This window comes from Ruegeria sp. HU-ET01832 (genome assembly GCF_040371315.1).
In the GTDB taxonomy this organism is placed as follows: Bacteria; Pseudomonadota; Alphaproteobacteria; order Rhodobacterales; family Rhodobacteraceae; genus Ruegeria; species Ruegeria lacuscaerulensis_A.
In genome coordinates this window covers 700598-726140 of record NZ_BAABWL010000001.1, presented here as the reverse complement: position 1 = coordinate 726140, position 25543 = coordinate 700598, and the positions used below count along the sequence as shown (strand labels likewise).

Annotated in this window: 25 protein-coding genes and 1 riboswitch; of the genes, 4 read left to right on the top strand and 21 right to left on the bottom strand. The window is 62.2% G+C overall.

All coding sequences use genetic code 11. The features are described 5' to 3' along the window. The first annotated feature begins 191 nt into the window (after positions 1–191). Both ABWV79_RS03650 and ABWV79_RS03645 read left to right on the top strand, forming a co-directional pair. A complete protein-coding gene (locus ABWV79_RS03650; protein WP_353390482.1) occupies positions 192–665 on the top strand; it encodes a rhodanese-like domain-containing protein in 474 nt (157 codons plus the stop codon). Next, positions 662–1486, top strand: a complete 825-nt coding sequence (locus tag ABWV79_RS03645) for a CE1 family esterase (RefSeq protein ID WP_353390480.1) — start codon at positions 662–664, stop codon at positions 1484–1486. The genes ABWV79_RS03650 and ABWV79_RS03645 overlap by 4 nt, the downstream gene beginning before the upstream one ends. Here ABWV79_RS03645 and mdoH read toward each other — a convergent pair whose 3' ends face one another. The 7 genes from mdoH to ABWV79_RS03610 form a co-directional block, all read right to left on the bottom strand. Beyond that, positions 1487–3355 carry a glucans biosynthesis glucosyltransferase MdoH gene (gene mdoH / locus ABWV79_RS03640; protein WP_353390478.1) on the bottom strand — a complete coding sequence of 623 codons (1869 nt, stop codon included), beginning with the start codon at positions 3353–3355 and terminating at the stop codon, positions 1487–1489. Next, complete coding sequence (locus tag ABWV79_RS03635; RefSeq protein WP_353390476.1) at positions 3352–4851, bottom strand: OpgD/OpgG family glucan biosynthesis protein; 1500 nt, start codon at positions 4849–4851, stop codon at positions 3352–3354. The genes mdoH and ABWV79_RS03635 overlap by 4 nt, the downstream gene beginning before the upstream one ends. Further along, on the bottom strand, positions 4848–6065 hold the full coding sequence (locus ABWV79_RS03630; protein ID WP_353390475.1) for an OpgC family protein: 1218 nt from the start codon (positions 6063–6065) through the stop codon (positions 4848–4850). The genes ABWV79_RS03635 and ABWV79_RS03630 overlap by 4 nt, the downstream gene beginning before the upstream one ends. A gap of 31 nt (positions 6066–6096) precedes the next feature. Continuing rightward, on the bottom strand, positions 6097–7467 hold the full coding sequence (locus ABWV79_RS03625) for a tetratricopeptide repeat protein (RefSeq protein ID WP_353390473.1): 1371 nt from the start codon (positions 7465–7467) through the stop codon (positions 6097–6099). A 180-nt stretch (positions 7468–7647) separates the two neighbouring features. Then, positions 7648–8832, bottom strand: coding sequence for a CaiB/BaiF CoA transferase family protein (locus ABWV79_RS03620; RefSeq protein WP_353390471.1), 1185 nt, complete (start codon positions 8830–8832; stop codon positions 7648–7650). Beyond that, the gene (locus ABWV79_RS03615) at positions 8819–10438 is read right to left on the bottom strand and encodes a thiamine pyrophosphate-binding protein (protein WP_353390469.1); all 1620 of its coding nucleotides are present in this window, start codon (positions 10436–10438) and stop codon (positions 8819–8821) included. Before ABWV79_RS03615 ends, ABWV79_RS03620 begins: the two co-directional genes overlap by 14 nt. A 78-nt stretch (positions 10439–10516) precedes the next feature. Beyond that, the gene (locus tag ABWV79_RS03610; RefSeq protein ID WP_353390467.1) at positions 10517–10975 is read right to left on the bottom strand and encodes a DUF302 domain-containing protein; all 459 of its coding nucleotides are present in this window, start codon (positions 10973–10975) and stop codon (positions 10517–10519) included. 127 nt (positions 10976–11102) lie between these two features. Between ABWV79_RS03610 and ABWV79_RS03605 the strand changes: the two genes are divergently transcribed. Next, positions 11103–11459, top strand: a complete 357-nt coding sequence (locus ABWV79_RS03605; protein WP_353390465.1) for a DUF1636 family protein — start codon at positions 11103–11105, stop codon at positions 11457–11459. On the opposite strand, the gene ABWV79_RS03600 is transcribed toward ABWV79_RS03605, so the two are convergent. From ABWV79_RS03600 to cbiE, 9 genes are all read right to left on the bottom strand, one after another. Beyond that, positions 11456–11950, bottom strand: a complete 495-nt coding sequence (locus ABWV79_RS03600) for a hypothetical protein (RefSeq protein ID WP_353390463.1) — start codon at positions 11948–11950, stop codon at positions 11456–11458. The two genes, ABWV79_RS03605 and ABWV79_RS03600, sit on opposite strands and share 4 nt — an antisense overlap. A gap of 65 nt (positions 11951–12015) precedes the next feature. Next, positions 12016–12714, bottom strand: a complete 699-nt coding sequence (locus ABWV79_RS03595) for a CbtA family protein (protein ID WP_353390461.1) — start codon at positions 12712–12714, stop codon at positions 12016–12018. A 4-nt stretch (positions 12715–12718) separates the two neighbouring features. Continuing rightward, positions 12719–12889: a CbtB domain-containing protein gene (locus tag ABWV79_RS03590; protein ID WP_170354675.1), complete on the bottom strand. Its 171-nt coding sequence runs from the start codon at positions 12887–12889 to the stop codon at positions 12719–12721. 36 nt (positions 12890–12925) lie between these two features. Further along, positions 12926–13130, bottom strand: a riboswitch (cobalamin riboswitch). A gap of 43 nt (positions 13131–13173) precedes the next feature. Then, complete coding sequence (cobF, locus tag ABWV79_RS03585; protein ID WP_353390459.1) at positions 13174–13917, bottom strand: precorrin-6A synthase (deacetylating); 744 nt, start codon at positions 13915–13917, stop codon at positions 13174–13176. After that, the gene (gene cobA / locus ABWV79_RS03580) at positions 13910–14638 is read right to left on the bottom strand and encodes a uroporphyrinogen-III C-methyltransferase (RefSeq protein WP_353390457.1); all 729 of its coding nucleotides are present in this window, start codon (positions 14636–14638) and stop codon (positions 13910–13912) included. The genes cobF and cobA overlap by 8 nt, the downstream gene beginning before the upstream one ends. Beyond that, on the bottom strand, positions 14635–15963 hold the full coding sequence (locus ABWV79_RS03575) for a cobyrinic acid a,c-diamide synthase CobB (RefSeq protein ID WP_353390455.1): 1329 nt from the start codon (positions 15961–15963) through the stop codon (positions 14635–14637). The genes cobA and ABWV79_RS03575 overlap by 4 nt, the downstream gene beginning before the upstream one ends. Then, a complete protein-coding gene (gene cobM / locus ABWV79_RS03570) occupies positions 15956–16750 on the bottom strand; it encodes a precorrin-4 C(11)-methyltransferase (RefSeq protein ID WP_353390454.1) in 795 nt (264 codons plus the stop codon). Before cobM ends, ABWV79_RS03575 begins: the two co-directional genes overlap by 8 nt. Continuing rightward, positions 16747–17115: a cobalamin biosynthesis protein gene (locus ABWV79_RS03565; RefSeq protein ID WP_353390452.1), complete on the bottom strand. Its 369-nt coding sequence runs from the start codon at positions 17113–17115 to the stop codon at positions 16747–16749. Before ABWV79_RS03565 ends, cobM begins: the two co-directional genes overlap by 4 nt. Beyond that, positions 17112–18311, bottom strand: coding sequence for a precorrin-6y C5,15-methyltransferase (decarboxylating) subunit CbiE (gene cbiE / locus ABWV79_RS03560; protein WP_353390450.1), 1200 nt, complete (start codon positions 18309–18311; stop codon positions 17112–17114). Before cbiE ends, ABWV79_RS03565 begins: the two co-directional genes overlap by 4 nt. Between cbiE and ABWV79_RS03555 the strand changes: the two genes are divergently transcribed. Continuing rightward, positions 18310–19059 carry a cobalt-precorrin-6A reductase gene (locus ABWV79_RS03555; protein ID WP_353390448.1) on the top strand — a complete coding sequence of 250 codons (750 nt, stop codon included), beginning with the start codon at positions 18310–18312 and terminating at the stop codon, positions 19057–19059. The two genes, cbiE and ABWV79_RS03555, sit on opposite strands and share 2 nt — an antisense overlap. On the opposite strand, the gene cobJ is transcribed toward ABWV79_RS03555, so the two are convergent. The 5 genes from cobJ to cobN are packed head-to-tail and all read right to left on the bottom strand — an operon-like array spanning position 19032 to position 25543. Continuing rightward, positions 19032–19784: a precorrin-3B C(17)-methyltransferase gene (cobJ, locus tag ABWV79_RS03550; protein WP_353390446.1), complete on the bottom strand. Its 753-nt coding sequence runs from the start codon at positions 19782–19784 to the stop codon at positions 19032–19034. The genes ABWV79_RS03555 and cobJ overlap by 28 nt on opposite strands. Continuing rightward, positions 19781–20506 carry a precorrin-2 C(20)-methyltransferase gene (locus tag ABWV79_RS03545; protein WP_353390444.1) on the bottom strand — a complete coding sequence of 242 codons (726 nt, stop codon included), beginning with the start codon at positions 20504–20506 and terminating at the stop codon, positions 19781–19783. Before ABWV79_RS03545 ends, cobJ begins: the two co-directional genes overlap by 4 nt. Further along, the gene (locus ABWV79_RS03540; protein ID WP_353390443.1) at positions 20503–21132 is read right to left on the bottom strand and encodes a precorrin-8X methylmutase; all 630 of its coding nucleotides are present in this window, start codon (positions 21130–21132) and stop codon (positions 20503–20505) included. The genes ABWV79_RS03545 and ABWV79_RS03540 overlap by 4 nt, the downstream gene beginning before the upstream one ends. Next, positions 21132–22253, bottom strand: coding sequence for a ferredoxin-like domain-containing protein (locus ABWV79_RS03535; RefSeq protein ID WP_353390441.1), 1122 nt, complete (start codon positions 22251–22253; stop codon positions 21132–21134). Before ABWV79_RS03535 ends, ABWV79_RS03540 begins: the two co-directional genes overlap by 1 nt. Further along, the gene (gene cobN / locus ABWV79_RS03530) at positions 22250–25543 is read right to left on the bottom strand and encodes a cobaltochelatase subunit CobN (protein WP_353390439.1); all 3294 of its coding nucleotides are present in this window, start codon (positions 25541–25543) and stop codon (positions 22250–22252) included. Before cobN ends, ABWV79_RS03535 begins: the two co-directional genes overlap by 4 nt.

The following is a 25543-nucleotide window of genomic DNA, read 5'->3' as shown; positions in this document are numbered from 1 at the left end:
ATTACTGTTTTTGTAAGGGAAATTTTTCGACTGTCCAGCTATTGCAAGTTTTTCACTTCGTTCTAAAGGCGCAATCAAATGCATTTTTTGAAAAAATCTCTGACAAGAACTTGATCCCTACTCGCAAATTCTGCGCGGAATTGACTGTCTCTGTGTGATAGAACGTCGAAGACCGTTCAGGAGGGTCGGACGTGACAGACAAAACAGTCAAAAACCGCAGGTGGGTATTGGTTGGCGGTGGGGCGCTTGTCGCCACCGGTTTCGCAATCCGGGAATACCGGTTGATCCCGCCCAGCTATGCTGGCGGACATCTCAGTGTTGAAGCCGCGCACCAGCAAGCCCTGTCTGGAGACATTTTACTGCTGGATATCCGAACGCCTCGGGAATGGCAGGCGACGGGCGTGGGCGAAGGGGCCCATCCGCTGGACATGCGTCGTGACGATTTCGTTGCAGCGTTGGATCAATTGACCGACGGGAACAAGAACGCGCCGGTTGCGCTGATTTGCGCGCGCGGAGTGCGGTCTGCGCGGCTCAGCAACAGGCTCAGCGAGGCGGGGTTCACCAATATTATCGACGTGCCGGAAGGTATGTTGGGCTCCGCAGCCGGGTCGGGTTGGGTGCGTGCCGGGCTGCCCGTCGGCGCATATGTCGAGGCAGGCCAATGATCCGCGCTGTCGCGATGGCGGTGGCCGCTGTATTTGCGGGGCAGGCCAGTTATGCCGCTTGCGCGGATCAGGATGGGGCGTGTCAGACCGACTCGGGTGCGTATCACATCGAACTGCCCAAAGCAGACAACCCACCTCTGGTCGTGTTTCTGCACGGGTACGGGGGCAGCGGTACTGGCACCATGAAGAACCGCAGCATGGTCAAGCCCCTGCTTGCACGGGGATATGCTGTGATGGCGCCCGAAGGGTTGGAGCGACCAAGCCGCCCCGGAATCAAAAGCTGGAATTTCTATCCCGGTTTCGGTGATCGGGACGAGACCGCCTTTCTGACCGAAGTGGTAGATGACGCTGCCGAACGATTTGGTATCGACAGGGACCGTGTAATATTGGGCGGATTCTCGGCTGGCGGGTTCATGGTCAATTATCTGGCTTGCGATGCACCCGAGACATTTTCGGCCTACGTGCCCGTGTCAGGCGGGTTCTGGCGGCCGCATCCCGAAACCTGCGAAGGTCCGGTGCGCCTGTTCCATACTCATGGCTGGATTGACAATGTGGTGCCGCTGGAAGGGCGGCTGTTGGGTGGGGGCCGGTTCCATCAGGGCGATATCTTTGCCGGGCTGGAAATCTGGCGCTTGGCCAATGGCTGCGTTGATACCAAACCCAGCGGTTTTTCGACCACGGGCCCCTTTATGCGCCGCTATTGGAGCGGTTGCGCAGATGGCAGCGCGCTGGAATTTGCGTTGTTCCCAGGCGGACATACCGTACCTAAAGGCTGGGCCGATATGATGGTGGATTGGTACGAGGGCTTGCCCGGCGGGTGATCATTCTGCCGGGGTCATCACGCCTTTGCCCTCGATCACGCGCCTCAACTCGTCTCTGTGACGGCGGGCAGACCGGGTGATCGCGGGTTCCTTGACGTCTTCTCTCATCCCGACCATGCGGCGCGCAGAGGCCGAAGATACCCCGCTGAGCGCAGACAGCGGGATCGCAAAGGCCAGGCTGATCGCTATCGGGGCCAGCCAGATGGACACCAGGCCCGACAGAATGCCCACACTCAACGCAATGCCACTTACCGTTTCCAGTGCGTGACACAGGACCAATGTGCGCAAGCCATAGCTGCCGCCATCGCGCGTCTGCGGAGACCACCCCTTTTGAACACCGAAGGCGGTGCGGAAGACGGCAATCATCTGTTGTACCATCAGGATGGGTGCATAGAGGATTGACAGCACCACTTCGGCAAGAAACGAGGTGACGAATTTCAAGCCACCGCCGAACTCGGCATAGCGCACACCGCTGAGCGGCAGGGCAAGAACGCCCAGCACTTTGGGCGCCAGCAGCATGGCGTACATGACTAGGATGATCAGCACATGGCGGGTTTCCGACATCTCGGGCCATTGCGGGAACAGAGGGTTGTCAGGGCTAAAGTAATACAGGACCGACGCGTCCTCACCCTGACCGATCAGCGCCCACATCACCAGCAGGGCAAACCACAGCGGCGACATCAGATAACCGACTGCGCCGTGGAACATGTGGAAGCGGGACACCGCGCGGAACCCGGTCGAGCCCAGCAATTTCAGGTGTTGCAGGTTGCCCTGACACCAGCGCCGATCCCTCAGCGCGTGGTCGATCAGCGTAGGGGGCGTCTCTTCATACGACCCGCGAATACGGGGTAGGAAGCGCACGGCCCATCCGGCACGGCGCAGCAGGCCTGCTTCGACGAAATCGTGGCTCATGATCAGCTTTTCCTGACCATTGAAAGCGCGCAGCTTAGGCAGACCCGCGCTTGAGGCAAAGGCGCGCGTGCGGATGATGGCGTTGTGGCCCCAATAGTTGCCTTCTTGCCCGCACCAACGGGCCAGGCCTTCGGCAAAGGCAATGCCGTAGACGCCGTTGGCAAATTGCTGCATCCGGGCAAAGACCGATTGCGCGCCGATCAGCTGCGGGTAGCTCTGGATCAGACCGGCTCCGGGGTCACGCGCCAAGGCGTCGGTCAGGCGGGTGATGGCACGACCGGTCATCAGACTGTCAGCATCCAGCACCAGCATGGCGTCCCAATCAGCCCCCCATCGGTTGACCCAATCGGCGATATTGCCCACCTTGCGGTCAGTGTTTTCAGGACGACGGCGGTAATACAGCTCAAGGCCAGGGGCGAGTGTGGTGCGCAGCGCCTCGACGCTGGCCTGTTCCTGTGCGGCGATCTCGGGGTCGCGCGTGTCGGACAGGATGAACATGGCATAGTGATGCTGACCACCGCGCTTACTCAGATCTTCCAGCATGGTGCGGGCATTGCCCAGCACGTTCCATGGCACCTCGTTGTAGACGGGCGTCAAGAGCGCCACGCGCAGGGGCTGAGGGCGGCCTTCGCGTTTCGGCTGTTCCTGCCGAGACAGGGACACCATGCCCAGCAGCACGGTGCAGACAGTGAAAGAAATCCAGAAGAAGTTAAACGAGATCAACGTCAGCAGGATGCCTTCGATCAGGTTGATCCCTTCGGCCCCGAACCAGTCGGACATCACCCAAAGCAGCCCCAGAGTGGCCGCCATCGCCGGCGAAAAGGCCAGCGCGCGCCAGAACCCGGCCGAGGCGCGCTTGCCATTCGGCACCTGTGCATCCCGAAACCCGGCGCTGAAATCCTGCGCGGGCATCGCCAGAGGGGCCTCTGGCGGCATGATATGCAGATCGCGGCTCATGTGGTCCAACGGTAGAGCCAAACCTCAGAGGCGGGCTGTTTGTCCTTCAGAAGCTGCGCGCGCAGTTCTACGTGGTTCCGCTCGCCCGGCTGGAACGAGAAGGCTAGCCGCAAGCCGCCGGTATCGGGGTTGCGTTGCAGCACGCCGTCCGAGGTTTCGGCATGGGGCGAGTCAACAAAGATGGTCATCGCATCGGGGTCATCGAACAGGTCCGAGGCCTCAAAATCGATCACTGCCAGACGTCCGTCGCCGAAGGTATTGTCGCCCATCGCGGTGTTGATCACGCGTGGCATGGGCGTGCGCTGGGGTTCTTCGCCCCAGATCAAACGATAGGACATGTCGATCTGGCTGCCGGCGGCAAAGGGCTCGGCCGGGCGCCAATAGGCGACGATGTTGTCATAGATCTCCTGATCCGCCGGAATCTCGACCAGCGTCACGGTGCCTTTACCCCAATCGCCCTTGGGTTCGACCCACAGGCCGGGGCGCTTGTGGTAATTCGCCTCAAGATCCGCATAGTCCGAGAACTCGCGTTTCCGCTGCATCAGGCCAAAGCCGCGTGGGTTCGTATCTACGAATGAGGATATCTGCAGGCGTGTGGGATTGGCCAAAGGCCGCCACAGCACCTCACCGGCGCCATTGCGAACCATCAAGCCATCGCTGTCATGAACGGCGGGGCGGAAGTCGTCAAACCGGCTGTGGTTGGTCTGGTCGAACAGGAACATCGAGGTGCCGGGCGCGATGCCCACATGGGGCAGCTCTTCGCGGGGGAAGAGCGTTGCTTCGACATCCATGATACAGACGGCCCCGGCGGTGACGTTGAACCGATAGGCCCCGGTCACGCTGGGGCTGTCCATCAGCGCATGCACGACCATGTTTCGCTGGCCGGGTTTGGGGCGTTCCAGCCAGAAGCGGATAAACTCCGGGAACTCCTCCCCATCCGGATCGCCGGTTTTCAGGGCCAGACCACGCGCGGACAGCCCGTAAACCTCGTACAGACCAATGGCGCGGAAATAGCTGGCGCCTTGCCAGACGCAGAACTCATCGGTCTTACCGGGGCGGTGCATTTCGGTGCGAAGGCGCAAGCCCGAGAACCCCAGCGTGTCGTCGATGGGCAGGGTCGGCACGTCTTCGGATTTGTCGAACATCGACAGATCGAACGTAACCGGGGTGGTCATACCGTCCTCGACCGTTGAAACCTTAACAGTACGCGGGAAGTACAAGCCCGGCGTAAAGAAATCTACGTTGAACGGCGTCTGGGTTTCATACCACAGCGCGCGGTCCAGCCTGAACCGGATCGAGCGATACTGTTGATAGGTCAGGTCCTGCCATTCCTGCGGAACCATTTCACGCTCGGCATAGGGTTGGCTGGCCAGTTCACGGGCCAGCGCGATCACGTCATTGCGGTCAAAGGGGACCTCGCCACCGGCAGCAAAGGTGGCCGGAGCGAAAGCAAGCGCCGAAGTTGAGGCCAGAAATGCGCGACGTGTGAAATTCATTTTTTAGACTTCCAAGGCTGTGACTTGAACCAACCGGCCAGATAGGCCACGCCGATGATCATGGCAAAGCCAATCATGTTGGCGATGAAGACGCTGGCAACATCCCGCCCACTCAGGTCCAGCCCAACGCCGATCAGGCGCGCTGCTGCCATGGAAAAGACGAAGACCGCCAAGGATTGCTGCCCGACCTTGGTGATGACGGTCAGCAGGAACTCCCAAATTTTCGCGGCTGCACCCTGACCGGTTGCGATCAGGCGATGGCCATGCTCACCCGCGACGACCCAGCCCAGATAGGCCAGTGAGAGGAAGTGAACATAGCGCAGCAGGCCAAACTCGGTCTTGCCCCGCAGTTCCGAGGTCAAGGGCCAGCCCTTGCGCAGCACGGCACCTAATTCCGGCGCGGCATTGTTGATCCAGGTGAAGACCTTCCACGATCCAAACGGGGCCGACAGGATGAGGAACAGTACGGCAGCCCAGATCAGGGTTTTCGATACAGGGGGGGCAGGGATCCACCCGCGCATGAAGGCAAAGCCGGTAAAGAACAGCAACTGCCAGCCGAAGGGATTGAAGAACCACTGACGGTCTGACCAAGGCTCGGCCGGCAGGGCCAGCGCACCGGTTTGTGCCACCAGCCAAATCGCAATCGACGTGGCGGCCACGGCCCAGAACCCGATGCGATAGAGGCCCATGTAAACAGGCATCAGCGCCAGAACCACCAGATACATCGGTAGGATGTCAAAGTAATTCGGAACATAGGTCAACGTGAACAGACCGACCATCTGTGGCGCAGGATCGTTGAAGAAATGCTGGAGGTTCAGCGAGGAAACATATGTTTTCTCGAAGAAACCTGTCTGGTCCAGCGCCGCCATCGACATGGCCACAAAGAAGAACAGGCAGATATGCGCCCAGTAGACCTGCCAGATGCGGAACGCCACGCGAGCCGTCCCCATCCACCAACCCTTGCGGGCAAAAGCCCCGCCGAACGCGATTGCCGAGGCCATGCCCGAGCAGAACACGAAAATCTCGGTTGCATCCGAATAACCGAACCGCGCCGGAATCCATCTGGCCCAAGGGTCGTTCGGGATATGGGCGATCAAGATGATGAACATCGCGATGCCGCGATAGAAATCCAGCCGCGGGTCGCGCACGCGGGCAGGGGCGGCTGCTTGGGCCGCCACAGGCGCAAAATCAGAAGCGGGCGATGCTGTCGCCATACGTGTTCTGTCCTTCTTTGGTCTTTTTTTGTTATTCAGCCGGAACGCTTTGTGCATCCCGATCATCGCGTGCCGCGTCGATCAATGCGCGGCGCGCAAGGGCGTAATTGTCCTCGCCACCGGCCCGTTTTGCGCGGCGATCATCCAGGATGCGCTCGACCGCATCCAGACGCCCGGCGCGCAGGCCGGAATCAATTGTGATGCGCTCGAATACATCACGTTGCGCGTGACTGCCACCTGCCATCTGCATTCCGTCACGTGCAGTGGTCAGGAAATCAAAGGCTTGACCATATAGGCCGTCACCAAAGGCTTCCAAACCCTTGGCCGCCGCGATGCCCGGATCGGACATGCGGATCGGGGTGTCGCCCTGATTGCGTTGGGCGTCTTTCTGGATGCGTTTCAGCATCTTTCCGGTTGCTTCGTCCCGGTTATCGCCAGTCAGAGCCAGCAAATAGTGCAGGTCGGCAAAGATCAGGCAGCCGTCTTCGGTGCGATTGGCGCTTAGGTCAGCCAGTTCTTCCCAGCGATTGCCGACGTTTACGCCCTCAAGTTCCAGACGGGACAACAACGAGGTCGCGTTCGAGATATCGCGGTAATCGTCGGTTTTGTCCTGACGGATGTAGTTGTCATACAACTCCATCACCTGATCGACCTGGCCCAGATCCAGGTGCATCAGCGCCTTGTGCCACCAGACGTGATAGCGGAAGTTGTTACAATGCGCCCAAGCGTCCTCGCGCCCGGCCAGCCAATCCAGACCCAGCTGTGCGTTTCCGGTCATTTCATGCACGTGGGCCACCGCGTGCAGGCCCCATGCGTCATCTGACACCATCCACAGCGCCTGACGGCCTGCAATCTCGGCCTTCTCATAGGCGCCGGTTTCTTCCAGCGCGAAAGAATGGCAGCCCAACAGATATCCACGGCCCGCGTGATCAGGCTCATACGCCGGCACCACACGTTCGATCGAGCGACGCATGCCTTCGGCGTCGCCCAGAACAAAGCGGGTGGCATGGCTAAGCTTCATCGCCAGCGAGTCTTGCGGATGGGCGCGCAGGATTTCCTCGAACTTCTGAACGGCTTGCGAGGGCAGATCGGACAGATACAGCTCCAGCGCTTGTACATAAAGGCGTTCGCGTGCGGTTACCGGTTGACGCTCCATCGCGGCATTGGCAGCGGCCAGAGCATCGACGGCGACTGGCATCATCTCGCGGCGGCCCAGCAGAACCATGAACAGACCTTTGATCGCATGGCCCAGGGCAAAATCCGGCTCGAGCTCCAAGACTTTTCCCAGATGCTGAGGCGTCACCGCCGCATGCGCCATGAACCCAAGCAGCACGCCATCCCATGCCTCGGCGCTTGCCGAATGGCTCAGGGTGTTCATCTGTCCGAAAACGTCTTGTTTCATGCTCGTGGTCCGATCCGTTGAGAATTAGTACATTATTCGACTTATCAGAGACTCTAGCGGGGTCGTATCAGTATCGACCGACCTCTCGAATTGGTGAAATGCTGTGTGTGCAAAACGTGAAAAAAACCGCCGATTCAACGGCATGTTTCAGCAACATGCCGCCGAATTAGGCATTGTGTTTCAATCTTCAAACGGGTTTTCGGCGTTCAAAACGGCCTGAGTATCCGCGCCAAAGGTCGGTGGAGCACTGCGATATGTTACAGGCGTTTTGGACAGTTTCAGTGGATTTCCGATCAGATTTACCTGTGCCGGGTCGGCTTGCATGGCGATCTGCATCTGCCTTGCGGCGACCTGATCGGTGGCAAAAACCTGATCCAACGTCTGCACCGGGCCCACAGGCACTTTGCGACTCTCAAGCTCGGTAATGACGGTTTCAGTGTCATAGTTTTGCACGGCTGGGCGCAGAATTGCATCCAGCGCATCACGATGTTCCAGACGTGATGGGTTGGTCGCAAAACGGGGATCGTCCGCCAGGTCAGGCTGTCCGACGAAGTCACAGAACCGTCTGAACTGGCTGTCGTTGCCAACGGCCAGGATCACGTGCCCGTCTGCCGTCTGATAGACGTCATAGGGCACGATATTTGGGTGCCCGTTTCCGCGCCGTTGAGGGACATTGCCCGAAGTCAGATAATTTACGCCCTCATTGATCAGCCATGCAATTTGCGCGTCAACCAGCGCAAGGTCGATCTGCTGGCCCTCGCCCGTTTGATCCCGGTGGCGTAGCGCCGCCAGAATGCCGACGGTCGCGTACATGCCGCACATCACGTCAGCGATGCCAACGCCTACTTTCATGGGCGCGCCCTCGGGATCACCGGTCAGAGACATGATCCCGCCGTAACCCTGTGCCATCAGGTCATATCCGGGCTTCGACGCGTTTGGTCCGTCCTGTCCGTAGCCTGAGATCGAGCAATAAACGAGGCTGGGAAATTCCTGGGACAGGGTTGCATAGTCCAGCCCGTACTTCGCCAACCCGCCGGGTTTGAAATTCTCGATCAGGATATCGGCATGCGAGGCGAGACGTCGGATTTCCGCCTGACCCTCGGCTGTTGTGATGTCGATTGCCACTGATTTCTTGTTACGGTTGGCCGACATGAAGTAGGCGCTCAGATCAGATGCATTGCCATCAGCGTCAGTCACATACGGAGGGCCCCATTGCCGCGTATCATCGCCGCCGGTTGCTGGGTTTTCGATCTTGATCACGTTTGCGCCCAGATCGCCCAGCAATTGCGTGCAGGTCGGTCCTGCCAGAATGCGGGACAGGTCCAGAACCTTGATGCCCTTCAGCGGCCCCTCAGATCCGGCCATCATAGCCTCCACGGTCGATCTCGGCGGCGATGACGGTAAAGCCGTCGGCCTTGACCGCCGCATCCAGCGCCGCGCGCAGTTCTTCGCGGTTGCGCACCGTGTGGCCGTTACCGCCGAACGCGCGGCCCATGGCGGCAAAGTCGTGGCGGTCGAAATCCACGCCTGTGTTGCCCATCTGGCGCTGGCGCTGTTTCAGCTCGATCAGCGCAAGGCTGGCATCGACAAAAACCAGAAAGATTGGGTTGCCGCCCATCTCGGCGGCGGTCGACAGCTCTCCGGCGACCATCAGGAACCCGGCGTCACCCGAGAAGCTGATCACTGGGCGGTCGGGTTCGGCCAGTTTCAGGCCAATCGCCATCGGCACGGCACAGCCCATGGTACACAGGGCCGAGGATTGGATCAGCCCGCGTTCCTCGGAGCAGTCCCACATCTGGCTCAGCAAAATACGATGCGCGCCGCTGTCGGCGGTCGCCAGCGTGTTGGCGGGCAGGGCAGCGCGGGTTTCGGCGATCACCGCCGCGGGCCCCCAGTCGTCATCCGTGGGAAACGTCTGCGCCAAAGCGGCTTTGACTTGCGCGGGTTCGCCACCCAGCCATGTCTTGCGCGACGGGGTGCCTTTGGCGATGGCCTCCAGCGTCTCGCCGGTATGTGCCACCAAATTCAGCCCCGCCTGATGCATGTAATGGTCATTGGGCACAGCCGAGACGTCGATCACGCGCTTTTCCGCTGGGTCCCAGATCTCACGCCAGCCGGGGCGCATTTCGATCGGGTCATAGCCCAGACACAGCACCAAATCGGCCTTTTCGACCAGCGGAACCAGATGTTTGTCAGCCAGCGGGGAAAGGCCCGCGCCACCTAGGCACAGAGGGTGATCCTCGGGGACTACGCCCTTGGCCTTGTATGTCGTCACGAAGGGGATGTCGAAATGCTCCAGAAATGCCTGCACCACGTTGCGCGAGTCGTCATAGAGAACATCCAGCCCGACAATTGCGATGGGCCGTTCGGCCTGCGAAACCCAACGGCGGGCTTTCTCGACGCAGTCGCCCGCAGGGGATACAGAGGCAATCTTGGCGCGGCGGCGCGGTTTCACGCCCGACACGCGGGTATCCGCGACCGAGATCGGCACGTCGATATGCACGGGACCGGGGCGCGGCTGATTGGCCAACGTAACCGCCTTATCGGCAATAATGTCTGCGCCTTTGGCGGTCAGTGTAAACGTCCCTTTGGTGATCGAGCGATAGACCTGCGCGTGATCCATCACCTGATGGGTATAGGTCAGCGCCTCATCCGCATCGACGCAGCCGGTCAGCACGATCATCGGCACCCGGTCTTGCAAGGCATTGGCGACCACGTTGATCCCGTTCATCGCACCGGGGCCAAGGGTGGCGACCAGAATGGCAGGCGCGCCATCGCGGTGATGCACGGCCTCGGCCATGAAACCGGCGGCGTTTTCATGCTTGGTCAGATGAAAGGTGATTCCGGCCTGTTCCAGCGCATCGACAAGGGTCAGAACCTCACCACCGGGCATTCCAAAGGCGTGGCGACATCCGGCCTCGTACAAACGTTGGGCCAGAAGGTCCGCTGCGCGGGGCGAGAGGTCTTGCATAAGTCATGCTCCGAAAAACTGTTTCACAGCAGATTGCGGAGGACGGCCCCAGACGCAAGGCGGATCACGCCAGTGTGACTATTTGACTGCTGTTTCAGCGACAGCTTGAAACTTGCCATCTAGTTCCTCGGCGATCTCACGTAAGGGGGCTCCGCCCTCAGAAACGTAGGGCGCGAAGACAAAACTGGGAGTCTTGTAAGACAGGGTGGCGGTGCCGTCCTCATTCTCGGTGACATAAAAGCGGATCGGCGCCTCGATCATCGCGTTCACCGAGGTTTCCAGCACGCGCACGGCGTAGTCGTTATTGAAGGCGCCGATAACCCGATTGCCGGGGATGGTGATCCCGCGCGATGCAGCGGCCTTGGTCGGGCCTGCCTGCGTGACCACGATCAGACCATTGGCCTTGATGGCATCCTTGGTGTCGGCAACCAACGCGTCATAAGTCTTGTCGGTTGCGTAGCTGGCCCAGCCCGAACGGAGCTCGTCTGCCAAAGCAGGGGTCGCTAACAGGGTTATCGCAGTCCAAAGGGCTTTCATCGGGGCCTCCTGTTACGGGGTTGAGACTGTGATGCCAGAAAGCGGTACAGGGCGCATTCACAATCTTGTGCGTTTTCCCGATTGCGCCTGTGGCCGGAAACCCCCAGAAACAGGCAAATGCCACCCGATGAGGTCCGAATTGGATCAGATGCGCCTGTTGATATGTTCGTCCTGTGCCGGTTCCCGCGATTGCGGGGCTGAGGTCAAAGCTGTCGAATTCGCTCTGACTCGCGCGGGGATTGAGGGAAGGGTTTCGGTCGATCAGCACGCCTGTTTCAGCGGATGCTCTGAACCCGTGGCCATCGCGCTGCAGGCCGATGGCGGGGCGTCATATGTGTTTTCAGGGGTCGATGTCGCTTCGGACGCCGATGATATCGTGGCGACCTGCCGGACCTATCTGGAAAGCCCCAAAGGCTGGATCGAAGACGCCCGGCCTTGCGGGAGGCTCCGAATGTGCTTGCGGGCGCGTATCCCGGCGCTTTAGTCGACCTGTAGTGTGACCGCCGCGCTGACGGGGATGTTGTCGACCATCAGCGGGCTGTGGCCGTTTGCGTTCAGAGAGACCGAGACTTCGACCTCGCCCTGCGGCAGATGGCCGATATGCATCCAGTTACCGTACAGCCGGGCCAGTTTCTCTCCATTTACGTAGACATGTGCATGCCCCTCGCCGTCGACATCGGTCTTTGAGGCATTTTGTGGTGAGAACCGAAAGTTCTGCGGCATGACATGCAGGTTCCAGCCCGCCATAGGATCGGGCGTAAGAGCGATCTCAAGCCCCGGAGCATCAGCGCCAGCAGGCAGGTTGATGGCAGTCGAATGATCGTGTGCGGCTGCCTCGGCGTGAGATGGACTGTGATGTGCAGGATCGCCATGGTCATGGCCGTCGAAAGTGACGCCATTTGCAGCCGCAATTACAAATCCTGCACCACTGCCAAAAACTATGCCGATTGCAAACAGGGCAAGTGAGCGTGCCATTTTATGTTCCTTGATGGTAGTAGAAACACGCCGAGCTGGTCTCGGCGTGTTTATAGGCGTGTTGGTCAGGCCGCAGCTTCGGCACGCTGGCTTTCATGTCGCCAGAAGTATCCGGCGAATGCCCCGACCAAAACCCAGGCTACCAGTCCGATGCCAAAGGCGCGTGCGGCAAACAGCGCGCCGATCTCAGTCGGAACGGGGCCGGTGAACACGTCCGGCTCGGGCGCGCCGATCAGATGTGGGGCCAACAGCAGGGCGGCTGCGATCACATAGCTGATCAGGGTGCCGCCAAAAGCAATCAGCCACATGGCAACACCTGCTGCGGCGACGGTCGCAAACCACCAGATTTGACGCGCAGCGACATCGGCTGCTGCCACGCCGGGCACTTCTGGCGCGAGCGAGAATCCGGGTGCGAGGTGTACGGCAATGAACCCCGCAAGCCCCCACAAAACGCCGGTGCGCCCGTCAATCTTGTGGCCGTTGCCCTCAGCCACGGACATCAGCGCAATCATCATCAGCGCATAACCTGTATAGATAAGCATCGTGAAAATGACGCTCAGCGCATCGCGGAACAGGTCCGAGAACATTCCCGGCAGCTCGGGGTGAGCACTTACGACGTCACCGCCGAAATGGACCAATTCGCCTGATTCATACAGTTCCGCGTGCAGCAACACAGGTTGCACAAAGACCAACTGCAGCAAGGCGGCAATCAGCCCCGCTGCAGCACCAGCGAACAACGCGCTGGTCAGGATACGGCTAAACATGGGTTTAGTGGCAGGGGAAGCCGGTCGCGTGGCGCACATCGTGGGCTGCGTCATGCAGGGCCGCGGCCTGAACGTGGCCGGTCAGCGTGATGACGCCAAGGCCCAGAACCACAGCGAACATAACCGGCAGGATACCAACGCGTGAGGTCGATGCGGTTGTTGCTTGAGTTGCCATTTTTAGTTCTCCTTTACCGTCGCACCCGACGGTTGGTGTTTTCATTCGTGCCTGGCAGGTCTCCTGGCTCGCGGGTCGATGCCTCTGTTCGCCTTCCCCCTGAAACTCAGGAGTGGCTGGTTGAACAGGGCTCACCGCTTACAGTCGCGGGGGCGGCTGTGGATTCGATCGCGCGCGGTCTCACCACATTCCCTCTTAGCTTGCCGGTATTGCCGACAGGACCAGACAGGTTCATTTAGCCGTTACATCTGCTGTCGCGCAATCGCCATTTGCGACGTTTTAGGTCAGATCACGCGCTTTTTGAGAAGATAAATATCCATGATCCACCCATGATCAGCGCGCGCAGTCGCTCGGGTGTCCAGAATCGACTGTGCAACATCGATCAGAGTGCCGTTGATCAAGATTTCTTCAGTCATGCCCACATAAGCCCCCCACCAGATGTCATAATCTGCCATCTGAAGATGTTGGAACGAGCACTCACCATCCAACATGACCGCCACGTTTGATGCACCGTCCGGCCACCCTTCGTCGCGAATCCGCCGCCCCGTGGTCACGATGTAGGGGGCACCCAGATCGTTGATCGGAATCGCGTGGGCCGCCGTCAACGCCTGTAGCGCTGTGATGCCAGGGATCACCCGCGTCGTCGGTTGAGGGTCCAACCGCGCCGCGATTCGCAGTGAGCTGTCGTATAGCGACGGATCGCCCCAGATCAGCAGCGCCACGTGCTGTGCGCCGGGATGGGCGGTAATCGCCTCGCGCCAGCGCAGCGCAATCGCGTCGTGCCATTCGTCCACCCCGCGCAGATACCCGTCTTCCGAGCGGCGCTTGGGGATGTCGAAATAGGCGATCTGCGGCGGTGTGTCGGTCACCTGCGCGATGATCTTTTCGCGCAGTCCGGCCAGATCGGCTTTGTTCTCGCCCTTGCGGGGGATCAGGATCAGGTCCGCCGAGCGGATCGCCTGCGCGCCCTGAAAGGTCACGTGGTCAGGGTTCCCGGTGCCAATGCCGATCAAGGTCAGGTCAAACATCGTCAAACTCTGCCAGCGGGCCATAAAGGATCAGCGCCGGGGCGGTGCCTATCTCGTCCGCCAGTTTTTCGGACAGCACGCCTACAGTACTGCGATGCAGCTTTTGTTCGGGGGTCGAGACGGATTCGGCCATTAGTGCTGGCGTCTCCAGCGGCAGGCCATGGGCGTGCAGCGTCTCAACCAGCAGGGGGAAGGTGCGCTTACCCATAAAGACCACCGTGGTCGCGTCCGGGTCGGCCAAAGCGGCCAGGTTCAGGTCCTTGGGCAGTTTGCCGCTGACATCATGACCAGTGACAAATTGCACCCGCCGCGCGGTCAGCCTGCGGGTCAGCGGGATGCCCGCCGCCGCCGCTGCCGCCACGGCCGAGGGGATGCCGGGTACGATCTCGTATTCGATTCCAGCCGCGCGCAGGGCCACCAGTTCTTCTTCCAGACGCCCGAACATGCCGCCATCGCCGGATTTCAACCGCACGACCCGCTGCCCGGTCAGGGCGTAATCCACCAGCAACCGGCTGACATGGTCCTGCTTGGGCGAGGGGCGCCCCGCCCGTTTGCCCACGCCCACCAGATCGGCATCGTCGCGCGCATGGGTCAGGATCGGCCCGCTGCTGAGGTCATCAAACAGCACCGCATCCGCCTTCTGCATCCGGTCCACAGCCTTCAGCGTCAACAGCTCCGGGTCGCCGGGGCCTGAGCCAATGAACGAGACAAACCCACTCATACTGAGGCCTCCGCGATCAGGTGAAAGAACGTGCCGGTCACGTTGCCACGCACCGATCCGGTCTGCGGCCCTTCGGCCCCTTCTGCGTCAAACACACGGGCCAAAGGCGCGTCAGGTTGCTCGATGATCGAGGAATAGTGGAACTCATGCCCCCGCAGGCCTGTGCCTACGGCAAAGCCGGGCATCGGGGCCAGCAGTTCGGCGCGGCGATAGCCCAGATTGAACTTGCGCTTTTCATAGGACGTCACCAGCCCCAACAACCCGGCCATCTGGTGCGAGACACCCTCTTTATCGATCAGAGCCTGTCCCAACGCCATATAACCCCCGCACTCCCCATGCACGGGCTTGGTTTGCGCGTGGTTTCGCAACCCTTCCTGAAAGACGGATGCGGCGGCCAGAATGCCTGCATGCAACTCGGGATATCCGCCCGGCAACCAGACCAGATCTGCATCCGCCGCCGGGGCTTCATTCGCCAATGGCGAGAACGGTAACACCTCGGCCCCAGCCGCCCGCCAGCCTTCCAGCAAATGCGGATAGGTGAACGAAAACGCCGCATCGCGGGCCAGCGCGATCCGTTGCGCCGGTGGCCGCGGCAGCGCGGCGGACGATGGCCCATTCGGGCCTGAGGACGCCGCCCGCTTGATCGCCTCAACATCGACATGTTCGCGCAGAAACGCGGCATAGCCCACAATTGCGCTTTCCAGATCGGGATGTTCAACCGCCTGGATCAGGCCCAGATGCCGCTCGGGCAGGGTCAGGTCTCCACGACGGGGCAGCACGCCCAGAACCGGCAGGCCCGCGCATTCCATTCCCAACCGCGTCAACCGCTCATGCCGAGGGCTGGCGCAGCGGTTCAGAATCACGCCCGCAAAGGGCAGATCGGGGTTATACATCTTGAACCCCAAAGCCGTTGCCGCCGCCGATTGCGCCTGACCGCCCACATCCAGCACCAGCACCACCGGCCAGCCCATCCGTAACGCGGTTTCCGCACTGGACCCATGACCCAGTTCGCCGGGCTTGGCGACGCCGTCGAACAACCCCATCGAACCCTCGGTGACCACAATATCCGCGCCCTCGGCCTGCGCTGAAATCGCGTCCAACAAAGGCTCACCCATGGCCCAGCTGTCCAGATTGAACGAGGCCCGCCCCGCCGCCGCCCGGTGAAAGGCTGGGTCGATATAATCCGGTCCGCTTTTAAAAGGCTGAACGGTCAGACCATCCTCGGCCAGCGCACGTAACAAGCCCAGCATGACCGTGGTCTTGCCCGTTCCCGAGGACGGCGCGGAAATCAAAAGGCCCGGAGGGTTAGTCATCGCGTCATTCATCCTCGGGGCTCCAACTGGACCACGGGCTATCGGCGCTTTGCGGGCGATAGCGGCGGTCGTAATCCTTGGAATACAGACAGCTTTCGTCGAACCCTTCGCCCGCCAGCGCGGGGCCGACCATGATCAGAGCGGTGCGGGCGATGCTTTCGTCCAGCACGTCTTTCAGGGTGTCCAAAGTGGCACGGATGATGCGCTCATCGGGCCAGCTGGCGCGATAGACCACGGCCACCGGGCAATCGGCGCCATAGGCCGGGGTCAGGTCGGCAATGACCTTGTCCAAATTGCCGATGGACAGGTGAATGGCCAGCGTTGCGCCGGTGCGGGCGAAGTTCTCAAGCGTCTCACCCTCGGGCATCGAAGACGCGCGGCCCGGCGTGCGGGTCAGCACCACCGATTGTGCGAGGCCGGGCAGGGTCAGCTCGGTGCCCAAGGCTGCGGCAGCCGCAGCGAAAGAGGGAACGCCGGGGGTGACGCTGACCGGGATACCCATTTCTTTCAACCGGCGGATTTGCTCACCCATGGCGGACCAGACCGACAAATCGCCTGAATGCAGTCGGGCCACATCTTGACCGGCCTTATGCGCGGCGTCGATCTGGGCCATGATCTGATCCAGATCCATCGGCGCGGTGTTGATGATCTTGGCCCCCTTGGGGCAGTGGCTCAGGATCTCTTCGGGAACCAGCGAACCCGCATAAAGGCACACGGGACAGGACGCGATGATATCGCGCCCGCGCAGGGTCAACAGGTCGGCAGCGCCCGGTCCGGCGCCGATGAAATGAACGGTCATGTCTGTCCTCCGATGGCGATGGCGCAGGTGGCCAGCCGGTCGTCTGATATCTGTCGGGGTGAAAGCAGCCGCGCGCCCAGTCCGGCGGCGGCAAGGGCGGACGCTTCGGCCACGCTGCCGGCGCCGTAACTGGCGCGGCTGCGGGGCGAGCAAGTGAGCGTGCGCTGCCCGGCCAAATCGGCGGGTGCGATGAAATGCAGGGGCAGGGCGGTTTCGGCGGCGAATTCTGCAAGCGCGGCGTGACCTTCCTTGTCCGCGACGGTCGCCAAGGCGCTGACGGGGTGGTCCGCGGCGGCCGCCGTAAAGGCCGCGCGCAGGCTGTCCATGGTGGCGGCGGAGGAAAAGCCAAGGCCCGCGACGATCATAGCGTGACGCTCCACTGCACCACCGGATAGGCAGATTTCCAACCGCGTCGGGGGCCCAAAGGCGCAGCCTGAGCCAGTTCGATCCGCAGAAGGTCGCCGCCTAATGCGTCGTGCCATTGCGCCAGTAACGTTTCGCTTTCCAGCGTCACCGCATTAGCGACCAACCGCGTGCCTTCAGGTAGCGCATCGCGCAACCATGCCAGAAGGTTTGCGTTCAATCCGCCGCCGATAAACACCACATCGGGCAACGCAAGCCCGGTCAGGTCAACAGGGGCAGTGCCGTGGACTACACTCAGCCGATCCTGTCCCAGCGCATCCGCATTGCGGCGAATACGCTCGGCACGATCTGCGCGAGGTTCAATTGTGGTGGCCGTCAGTGTCGGATCACACATCAGCCATTCTATACTGATCGAGCCGGTGCCACCGCCGATATCCCACAAATGCTCGCCGCGCTGTGGGGCCAGCGCAGACAGGGTCAGGGCGCGGATAGGGCGTTTGGTGATCTGTCCATCGGTCTCGAATATCTCATCCGGCTTGCCCGAGGATTTCGGCAGTGCGTGCCCATCACCCGCGACCTCTAGCGCGACGCAGACCGGGTGATCGAACCCGCCCAGCAGCGCCTCGGTCAGGGACACACTGCGGGAACGCTCACGAGGGCCGCCGAGCGCCTCCATCACATGCAGGCGGGTGTCAGCAAAACCGGTCTCGGTCAGGTAGGTCGCCAGTTCGGCCACCGCCGCGCCGTTGCGCAACAGCAGGATAGCGCGCAGCCCCGGCGACAGATGTGGTCGCAACCGGGTAAGGGGCGCGGCGTGCAGGCCAAAGGTCAGCGTTGCTTCCAACGGCCAGCCCAGCCGGGCGGCGGCCAGCGAAAACGTCGATTGGCCGGGTAGGGCGGTCCACTCCCCGACCTCGAAATTGCGCGCGATGACAGACCCCGCGCCAAACCAGAACGGATCGCCCGAGGCAAGCACTACAGTGGGCTGCCCCCGGAACCCCGTCAGCACGGGCAGACCATCGGCAAAGGGCACCGGCCATTCGACCCTTTGGGCGGGGCTCTCGGGGATCAGCGACAGATGGCGCGGCGGACCCATGATGATTTCAGCGCGATCCAGCACTTGACGGCTTGCGGGCGACAGGCCATCAAGCCCATCCTCACCCAGGCCCAGAACGGTCAGCCACGGAGCTTCATGCATGACACATCTCCTGATCCTTGGCGGCACCACCGAGGCCAACGCACTGGCCAAAACCGTGGCCGAGTTGGGCATCCCAGCGACCTACTCTTATGCCGGTCGCGTCGGCAACCCGCGCCCGCAGCCGCTGCCGGTGCGCGTAGGCGGGTTCGGGGGCGTTGCCGGTCTGGCCGCCTATATGCGCGACCATACTGTAACCCATGTGATCGACGCCACGCACCCCTTCGCCGCGCAGATGAGCGCCAACGCGGTGGCCGCCTGCCATCAAAGCGGGGTGCCGCTGGCCGCGCTGACCCGCCCGGCGTGGGTGGAAAAGGACGGAGACCATTGGCAGCACGTTCCGGATATCGACGGCGCGGTGGCCGCCCTGTCCGGTGCGCCGCAGCGGGTGTTTCTGGCCGTGGGCCGGATGCATCTTCAGGAGTTCGCCACACAGCCTCAGCATCGCTACTTGCTGAGGCTGGTCGATGAACCGGGTACTCTGCCGTCGCCGAACTGCGACGTGGTTGTCTCGCGCGGGCCGTTCACTCTGGCCGATGATCAGGCGTTGATGCAGCGTCATAAGATCCAGTTGGTCGTGTCCAAGAACGCAGGCGGCCTTGGCGCGCGCGCCAAGCTGGACGCGGCGCGGGCGCTGGGTCTGCCAGTGCTGATGATCGACCGTCCGGCCCTGCCGCAGCGGGTCGAACTGTCGAGCGTCGCTCAGGTTCTGGACTGGCTGGCTCATTCCGGGGTGAACCTCGGGGTGTAGACGATCGGCGCCCCGTCGCGCTCGATCACGCGGGTGCGGGACGAGCCAACGATAACCACCGTCTGCATATCCGCCATCTCGGGCGTGGCTTCGGCTAGTGTTGAAATCCGAATGGCTTCATCGGCACGGGATACGGCGCGGGCAAACAGGATCAGCCGTTCGGGCTCGCATTCCTCACGCAGGATTTCCAGCGTCTTTACAAAGCCCTCGGGGCGGGACTTCGAGCGCGGATTGTAAAACGCCATCGAGAAATCTGCCTGCGCGGCCAGCCGCAGGCGCTTTTCGATCAAGGACCACGGCTTGAGGTTGTCACTCAGGTTGATGGCGCAGAAATCATGCCCCATTGGCGCGCCCGCACGGGCCGAGGCCGCCAGCATCGCCGTGATCCCCGGCAGCACGTCAATCTGGATATTACGCCACTCAGAAGGTCCATCCTCTAGGGCCTCGAACACGGCCGCTGCCATTGCAAACACGCCGGGATCGCCCGAGGACACCACGACCACGCGTTTGCCCTCGGCCGCCATTTGCAGCGCGTGCTGCGAGCGGTCGATCTCAACTCGGTTATCACTGGCGTGCAGCGTCAGCCCTTCGCGTTCGGCCACGCGTGCCACGTACGGAATATAGCCGACCACGTCCGTGGCCTCGGCCAAAGCAGCGGTCACCTCGGGCGTCACCAGCGCCTCATCCCCCGGTCCAAGACCGGCGATCTTGACCCAGCCGCTCATGGTCTGCGCCCCTGTCCATGCACGATGATAATCGAGAAATAGGGGGTGATGCCGTCGCAGTTTTCAGACAGCTTGCAGACGCGTTGATTGGGCATCTGGGCATATTCGACGATCCACGCTCGGTCATACAGCCCAGCCGTTTTCAGCGCGCGTTTCACTTTGTCGATATTGCGGCCGATCTTCATCACGACCAGCGCGTCGGTCTGCGCCATCTGCTGGGCCAGAACGTCTTCGGACAACGTGCCTGCCAGAACAGTCAGGATGTCATCGCCCCATGTGATCGGGTCGCCTGTCGCTGTCCACGCGCCGGACATGCCAGTGATGGCGGGCACAACTTCTACATCAGAGACGTCGCGTAAACGATTGTAAAGATGCATGAAAGAGCCGTAGAAGAACGGATCTCCTTCGCAGAGAACCACCACATCCTCGCCTTTATCAGACAGCGCCTTCAGATGCGCGGCGCAGTCTTCGTAGAACGCTGCAAGCAGTTCGTTATAACGCGGATCGGTCAATGGGATTTCGGTCGTGACCGGGTATTCCATCGGGAATTCAACGGCATTCTCGGGGATCATCCCATTGACGATTTTGCGCGCCTGTCCACTGCGACCGGGCTTGCGGAAAAACGCCACATGGCGGGCATTGCGCAGCAGGCGATCAGCTCGCACGCTCATCAGGTCGGGATCACCGGGGCCGAGGCCCACGCCATAGATGGTGCCGCTCATTCCGCGCGGCTCGCGATGGCGTTGATGGCGGCGACGGTGATGGCGCTGCCGCCCAGGCGGCCCTTGACGATGCAGGAGGGAACTGGCTGTGCCTCCCACAGGGCGTCTTTGGATTCGACCGCGCCGACAAAGCCCACGGGGCAGCCGATGATGGCGGCTGGGCGTGGGCAGTCGGGGTCTTCCAGCATGTTCAACAGGTGGAACAGGGCAGTGGGCGCGTTGCCGATGGCGACAACGGCACCTTCCAGATCGGGACGCCACAGCTCCAGCGCAGCAGCGGAACGCGTGTTGCTCATCTCGGCGGCCAGCGGGCGCACGCGTTCGTCATGCAGGGTGCAGATCACTTCGTTGTCGGCGGGCAGACGGAACCGGGTCACGCCCTCGCTGACCATGCGCGCATCGCAAAGGATCGGCGCGCCGTTTTCCAGTGCGGTGCGGGCGGCGGCCACAAACCCGGGCGAGAAATGCACGAACTCTTCCAGCCCTACCATACCAGCGGCGTGGATCATGCGGACAGCGACCTGTTCTTCGTCGGCGTCGAACCGAGCCAGATCAGCCTCGGACCGGATGGTGGCAAAGCTCTCCTTATAGATCGCCGCGCCATCGGTTTCATAAGTATAGGGCATCAGGTGAAGTCCATATTCATAAGTGTTTCTTCGGTCAGGCCGGTCTGGCAGGGCTCATCCCCCGCGCGGCCTTGTTTGACAAGATCAAATCTTCCGGCATTGCCGATCAGGGTCACATCTGCCGGGCCTATGCGCGCGCATCCCTTGGCGCAGCCCGAGACATGCAGGCTGCCCGGTACGCGTGCCGCCAAAGCGCGCGCGATGTCGCGGGTTTCCACCTGTGCCTGCGGGCAATATGGCGCGCCGGGGCAGGCGTCGGTGATCATCAGCGGGTCGGTGCCATCTGTGACAAAGGCTGGGGCGGATATCGCCGCCCCGCCCTCCAACAGGATCAACCGCCACGGGGTGACGCGTAAGGCAACGGCCCCGCTTTGCGCGATCAGGTCCTTCAGTGCGTGCGCAGGCAATTGCCCGAAGGCCGCACCATAGAGCTTTCCCGGATCGCAGGGGCCGGGTTGCAACGGAGGGCCAATAGATCCCGGAGCTGCGCCCTGCCACTCCGGTGGCAGAACCGAGACCACGCGTGACATGCGTCGCGTCTCGGGCGTGCAGGTTTGGGCGAACCATGCGGCCAGGGCGATCACCTGTTTGACGGCTTCGGGTTCTTGGACCAGACGTCCGGTCTCGGCCCCATCGGCGCGTAGGATCAGGCCATCCGGGGCTGTTTCCAGCCGAATGTCGGCTGAATCCCCAGCCAGCAGGCGCTCAGGTCCGGTGTCGATGGCAAAGCCGAACTTGGCGGGCAGGGCGGGCAGTTCCGCCAGCCGGTCAATAAGCTCTTGCGCCAGCCGAGCGGTCAGGTCTCCGGCTTGGTACAGAGGTGAGACCAGAATGTTGCGGCGCACCTCGATCCCCGGCTCGGCGTCCAGCAGGTTCAGCGCGGCCAGTTCGGCCAGCAGGGATTGATGATCCGCCTCGGCCACGCCCCGCAGCTGCAGGTTGGCGCGGTTGGTCAGGTCGATGGTGCCATTGCCGAAGCGTTCCGCCAGATCACACAGACCCATGGCCTGCTCAGCTGTCAGACGGGCCAGCCGCGGCCGCACCCGGACCACCAGCCCATCGCCCGACATCATCGGACGGTGCGCGCCGGGACACCAGCCCTGGACGATGGGAGCGCTCATCCCAGCCCCTCCAGATCGGCGCGAATCGAGTTGCGGCGCGTGTTCCACAGTCCCGCCTCCAGCAAGGTGCGGAACCGGTCCTGCATGGCCTGATGGGCCTTTGGGTTGGCCTCGGCCAGAAAGGCGTCGACGTCTTCGTTGCCCAACGTGGCATCGTGGTAGAGGTCGAACAGATGCGGCGCGACTGTGCCAGATAGATGCGCGAATGAGGCCATATGATCCAGCGTCGCGGCGATCTCGGCTGCGCCCCGGAATCCGTGGCGTTGCATCCCGGCGATCCAACCCGGATTGGCGGCGCGGGCGTGGACCACGCGGCTGATCTCTTCGGGCAGGGTCCGCGCGCGCGGGGTGTCGGGGTTGGTGTTGTCCAGATGATACAGCTGCGCCGTGCCGCCTGTGATCTTTTTGGCGGCGGCAAATCCGGCTTCATGCGTGGCGTAATCATTGGCCAGTAGCAGGTCGGTCTCGGTCAAATCTTGCAGGTGGACGAAACTGTCGGCGTTGGCGACGCGCTGGGTGATGCCGTCCTTGTCCTGCGCGACATGCTCGCCTTCCAACGCGTAAGAGCTGGCATCCAGCCATGCCTCGCCCGCCTGTGTGCGCGCCTCATCGGTATAGATTTCGGACAATTGCGTCATGTTCACGCCATAGCTTCCGGGGGCGGGGCCATAGACGCGGGCGGCGGGTTTCTGACCGGCATAGGGATTCCAGTCGGCCGCCTCATCGCGCGCCGACAAGGCCCGGATCGCCTGACCGTACAGCGCCGAAAGCGTCGGGAACACGTCGCGGAACAGGCCCGAGACCCGCAGCGTTACATCCAGACGCGGGCGGCTGAGGTCGGTGATGGGCAGAACCTCGATGCCCGAAACCCGCTCGGACCCTTTATCCCAGACCGGTTTAACGCCCAGCAGGTGCAGCGCCATGGCGAATTCCTCACCCGCCGTGCGCATGGTGGCCGAGCCCCAGAGGTCAACGATCAGCCCCTTGGGGTAATCGCCTTCCTCTTGCAGGTGGCGTCGAACCAGTTCCTCGGCCAGTTTCACACCTTGGGTATAGGCCGCGCGCGTGGGCACGGATCGCGGGTCGGTGGTGTAAAGGTTCCGCCCCGTCGGCAGCACGTCCGAGCGGCCACGATAAGGCGAACCGGACGGCCCGGCCTCGATCCGTTTTCCAGCCAGCGCATCCATCAGCGCGCGGCGCTCAGACTGGGCAGAAGGCGCGGGGTCGAAATTACCGGTGACTTCGGGCACCCGGCCAAAGATGTGCAGACCGTTACCGAACTGGCTCTCTTTGATGTCGCAGACGAAGCGGTCGATGCGAGTAATCGCCTCGGCGGTGCAGGTGGCCTGATCCAGACCCAGATCGCTCTCCAGCCCGATGGCCTGTGCCTCGTCGCGGATATCCTCTTGCAGGCGGTCGCGGCGTTTGGGGTCTAGACCATCGGCGTTCGAGAACTCATCCAGTAGGGATTCCAGCCGGACCATCCGGTCGGGCGTGCCGCTTTCTTTCAGCGCGGGCGGGATGTGCCCCAGCGTGACGGCTCCGATCCGACGCTTGGCTTGCGCGGCCTCGCCGGGATCATTGACGATGAAGGGGTAGATCACGGGCAGGTCGCGGATCAGCGCCTCGGGCCAGCATGTGTTGGACAGGGCGACGGATTTTCCGGGCAGCCATTCCAGCGTGCCATGGGCTCCGATATGGATCAGCGCGTCGGCGTGCAGGCTTTTGCGCAACCACAGGTAGAAGGCGACATAGCTGTGGCGCGGGGTGCGTGACAGGTCGTGATAGTCGTCATCGCGCAGCTCGGGCGTGCCGCGCTCGGGTTGCAGTGCGACCAGAGCTTTGCCCCGGCGCAGCGCGGTGAAGTGGAAGGCACCATCCGCGAAAGCGGGATCACTCTCGGGCGCACCCCAGACGGTTTGCAGGTCGATGCGTAGCTGTTCGGGTAGGTCGGCCAGCGCGGCCTGATAGTCGGCAAGGGGCCATGCAATCCGCGCGTCCAACAGCGCGTCAGAAATTGGCTCGGCGGGGGCGGTGTCATAGCCTTCGGCCTGTAGGTCGGACAGCATTGCCTCGGCCGAGGCCAGCGCGTCCAGACCGACCGCATGGGCCATCTGCCAGTCCTTGCCGGGATAGGTGGACAGAACCAGCGCGGGCACCTGATCGGATTTGGGTTTGCCTTGCAAGTTCAGCCAGCCGGTCACACGGTCAAGGATGGCCTCGATCCGTTCCTCCTCGGCCCGGTGGGCAAAGCGGGAATATTCCAGATGCTGGTCGCGCTTGCCCGGCTCCTTGAACGAGGCGATGCCTGCTGAAATCCGCCCGTCCACCTCGGGCAGCACCACATGCATGGCGAGGTCGGCGGGCGAGAGACCGCGTTCCGCTTCGGCCCAGGCTTTGCGGCGCGAGGTGGCTAGTGCGACTTGGAAAACGGGTACATTGGCGGCGTCCAAGGGCGAGGTGCCAGATGCGCCTTTACCCGAGAAGGAGGTGGCGTTGATGATCGCGGATGGGGCCAGAGATACGATGGTGTCGCGCAGCCAGTCGGCGGCGGTGGGAGCTTTCAGCGAGGGAGCGAATAGGCCTACGGCGTCCAACCCGCGTGCGCGCAGACTGCGGATTAGGGCGGCCACGGGGGCGGTGTCGGCGGATGTCAGATAAGCGCGGTAGAAGGTGACGAGGATGCGTTTCGCATCCCCGGAAAACGCCTGTTCTGCCGGGATCACACCGCGGTCCGGGCACCATGCGCCGCAGTCGGGCAAGGACTTGGCGCCCATCACCGGGCCCGCATACAGACCGGCTGCCAATGCCATCTGCGCCAAAGCGGCTTGTGCTGCAACCTCGCCACCGGTGTCGCAAAGATGCGCCAAGCGGCGCAGGGTGGAGACGGGCAGGGTCGAATAGTCATCCAGCCGCGTATCCTCGCGCCCGTCCGCCGGCAGCACGGCCACAGCAATCCCTTTGGTCTGCGCAAGCGATAGAACCTGCTGCAGTCCGTAGGACCAATAGGGCACCCCGCCGATCAGTCGGATCAGGATGCCCTTGGCGCCCTCCAACGTCTGCTCGACATAGGTATCCACCGAGAGGGGATGTTTCAGCGCCGTCAGATTGGCCAGCCGCAAGGTCGGCATCCGACCCTCGGGTCCGCCGCCACGATGCCAGCCTGCCGCGAAAGCACCAAGGTCGCTGTCCGAGAACGACAGCACCACCAAATCCGCCGGGCTCTGGCCCAGATCGGTTGGGGTTTCGGATTCCTCTAACCCGTGGCTTTCGCGGAAGACGACGTGCAT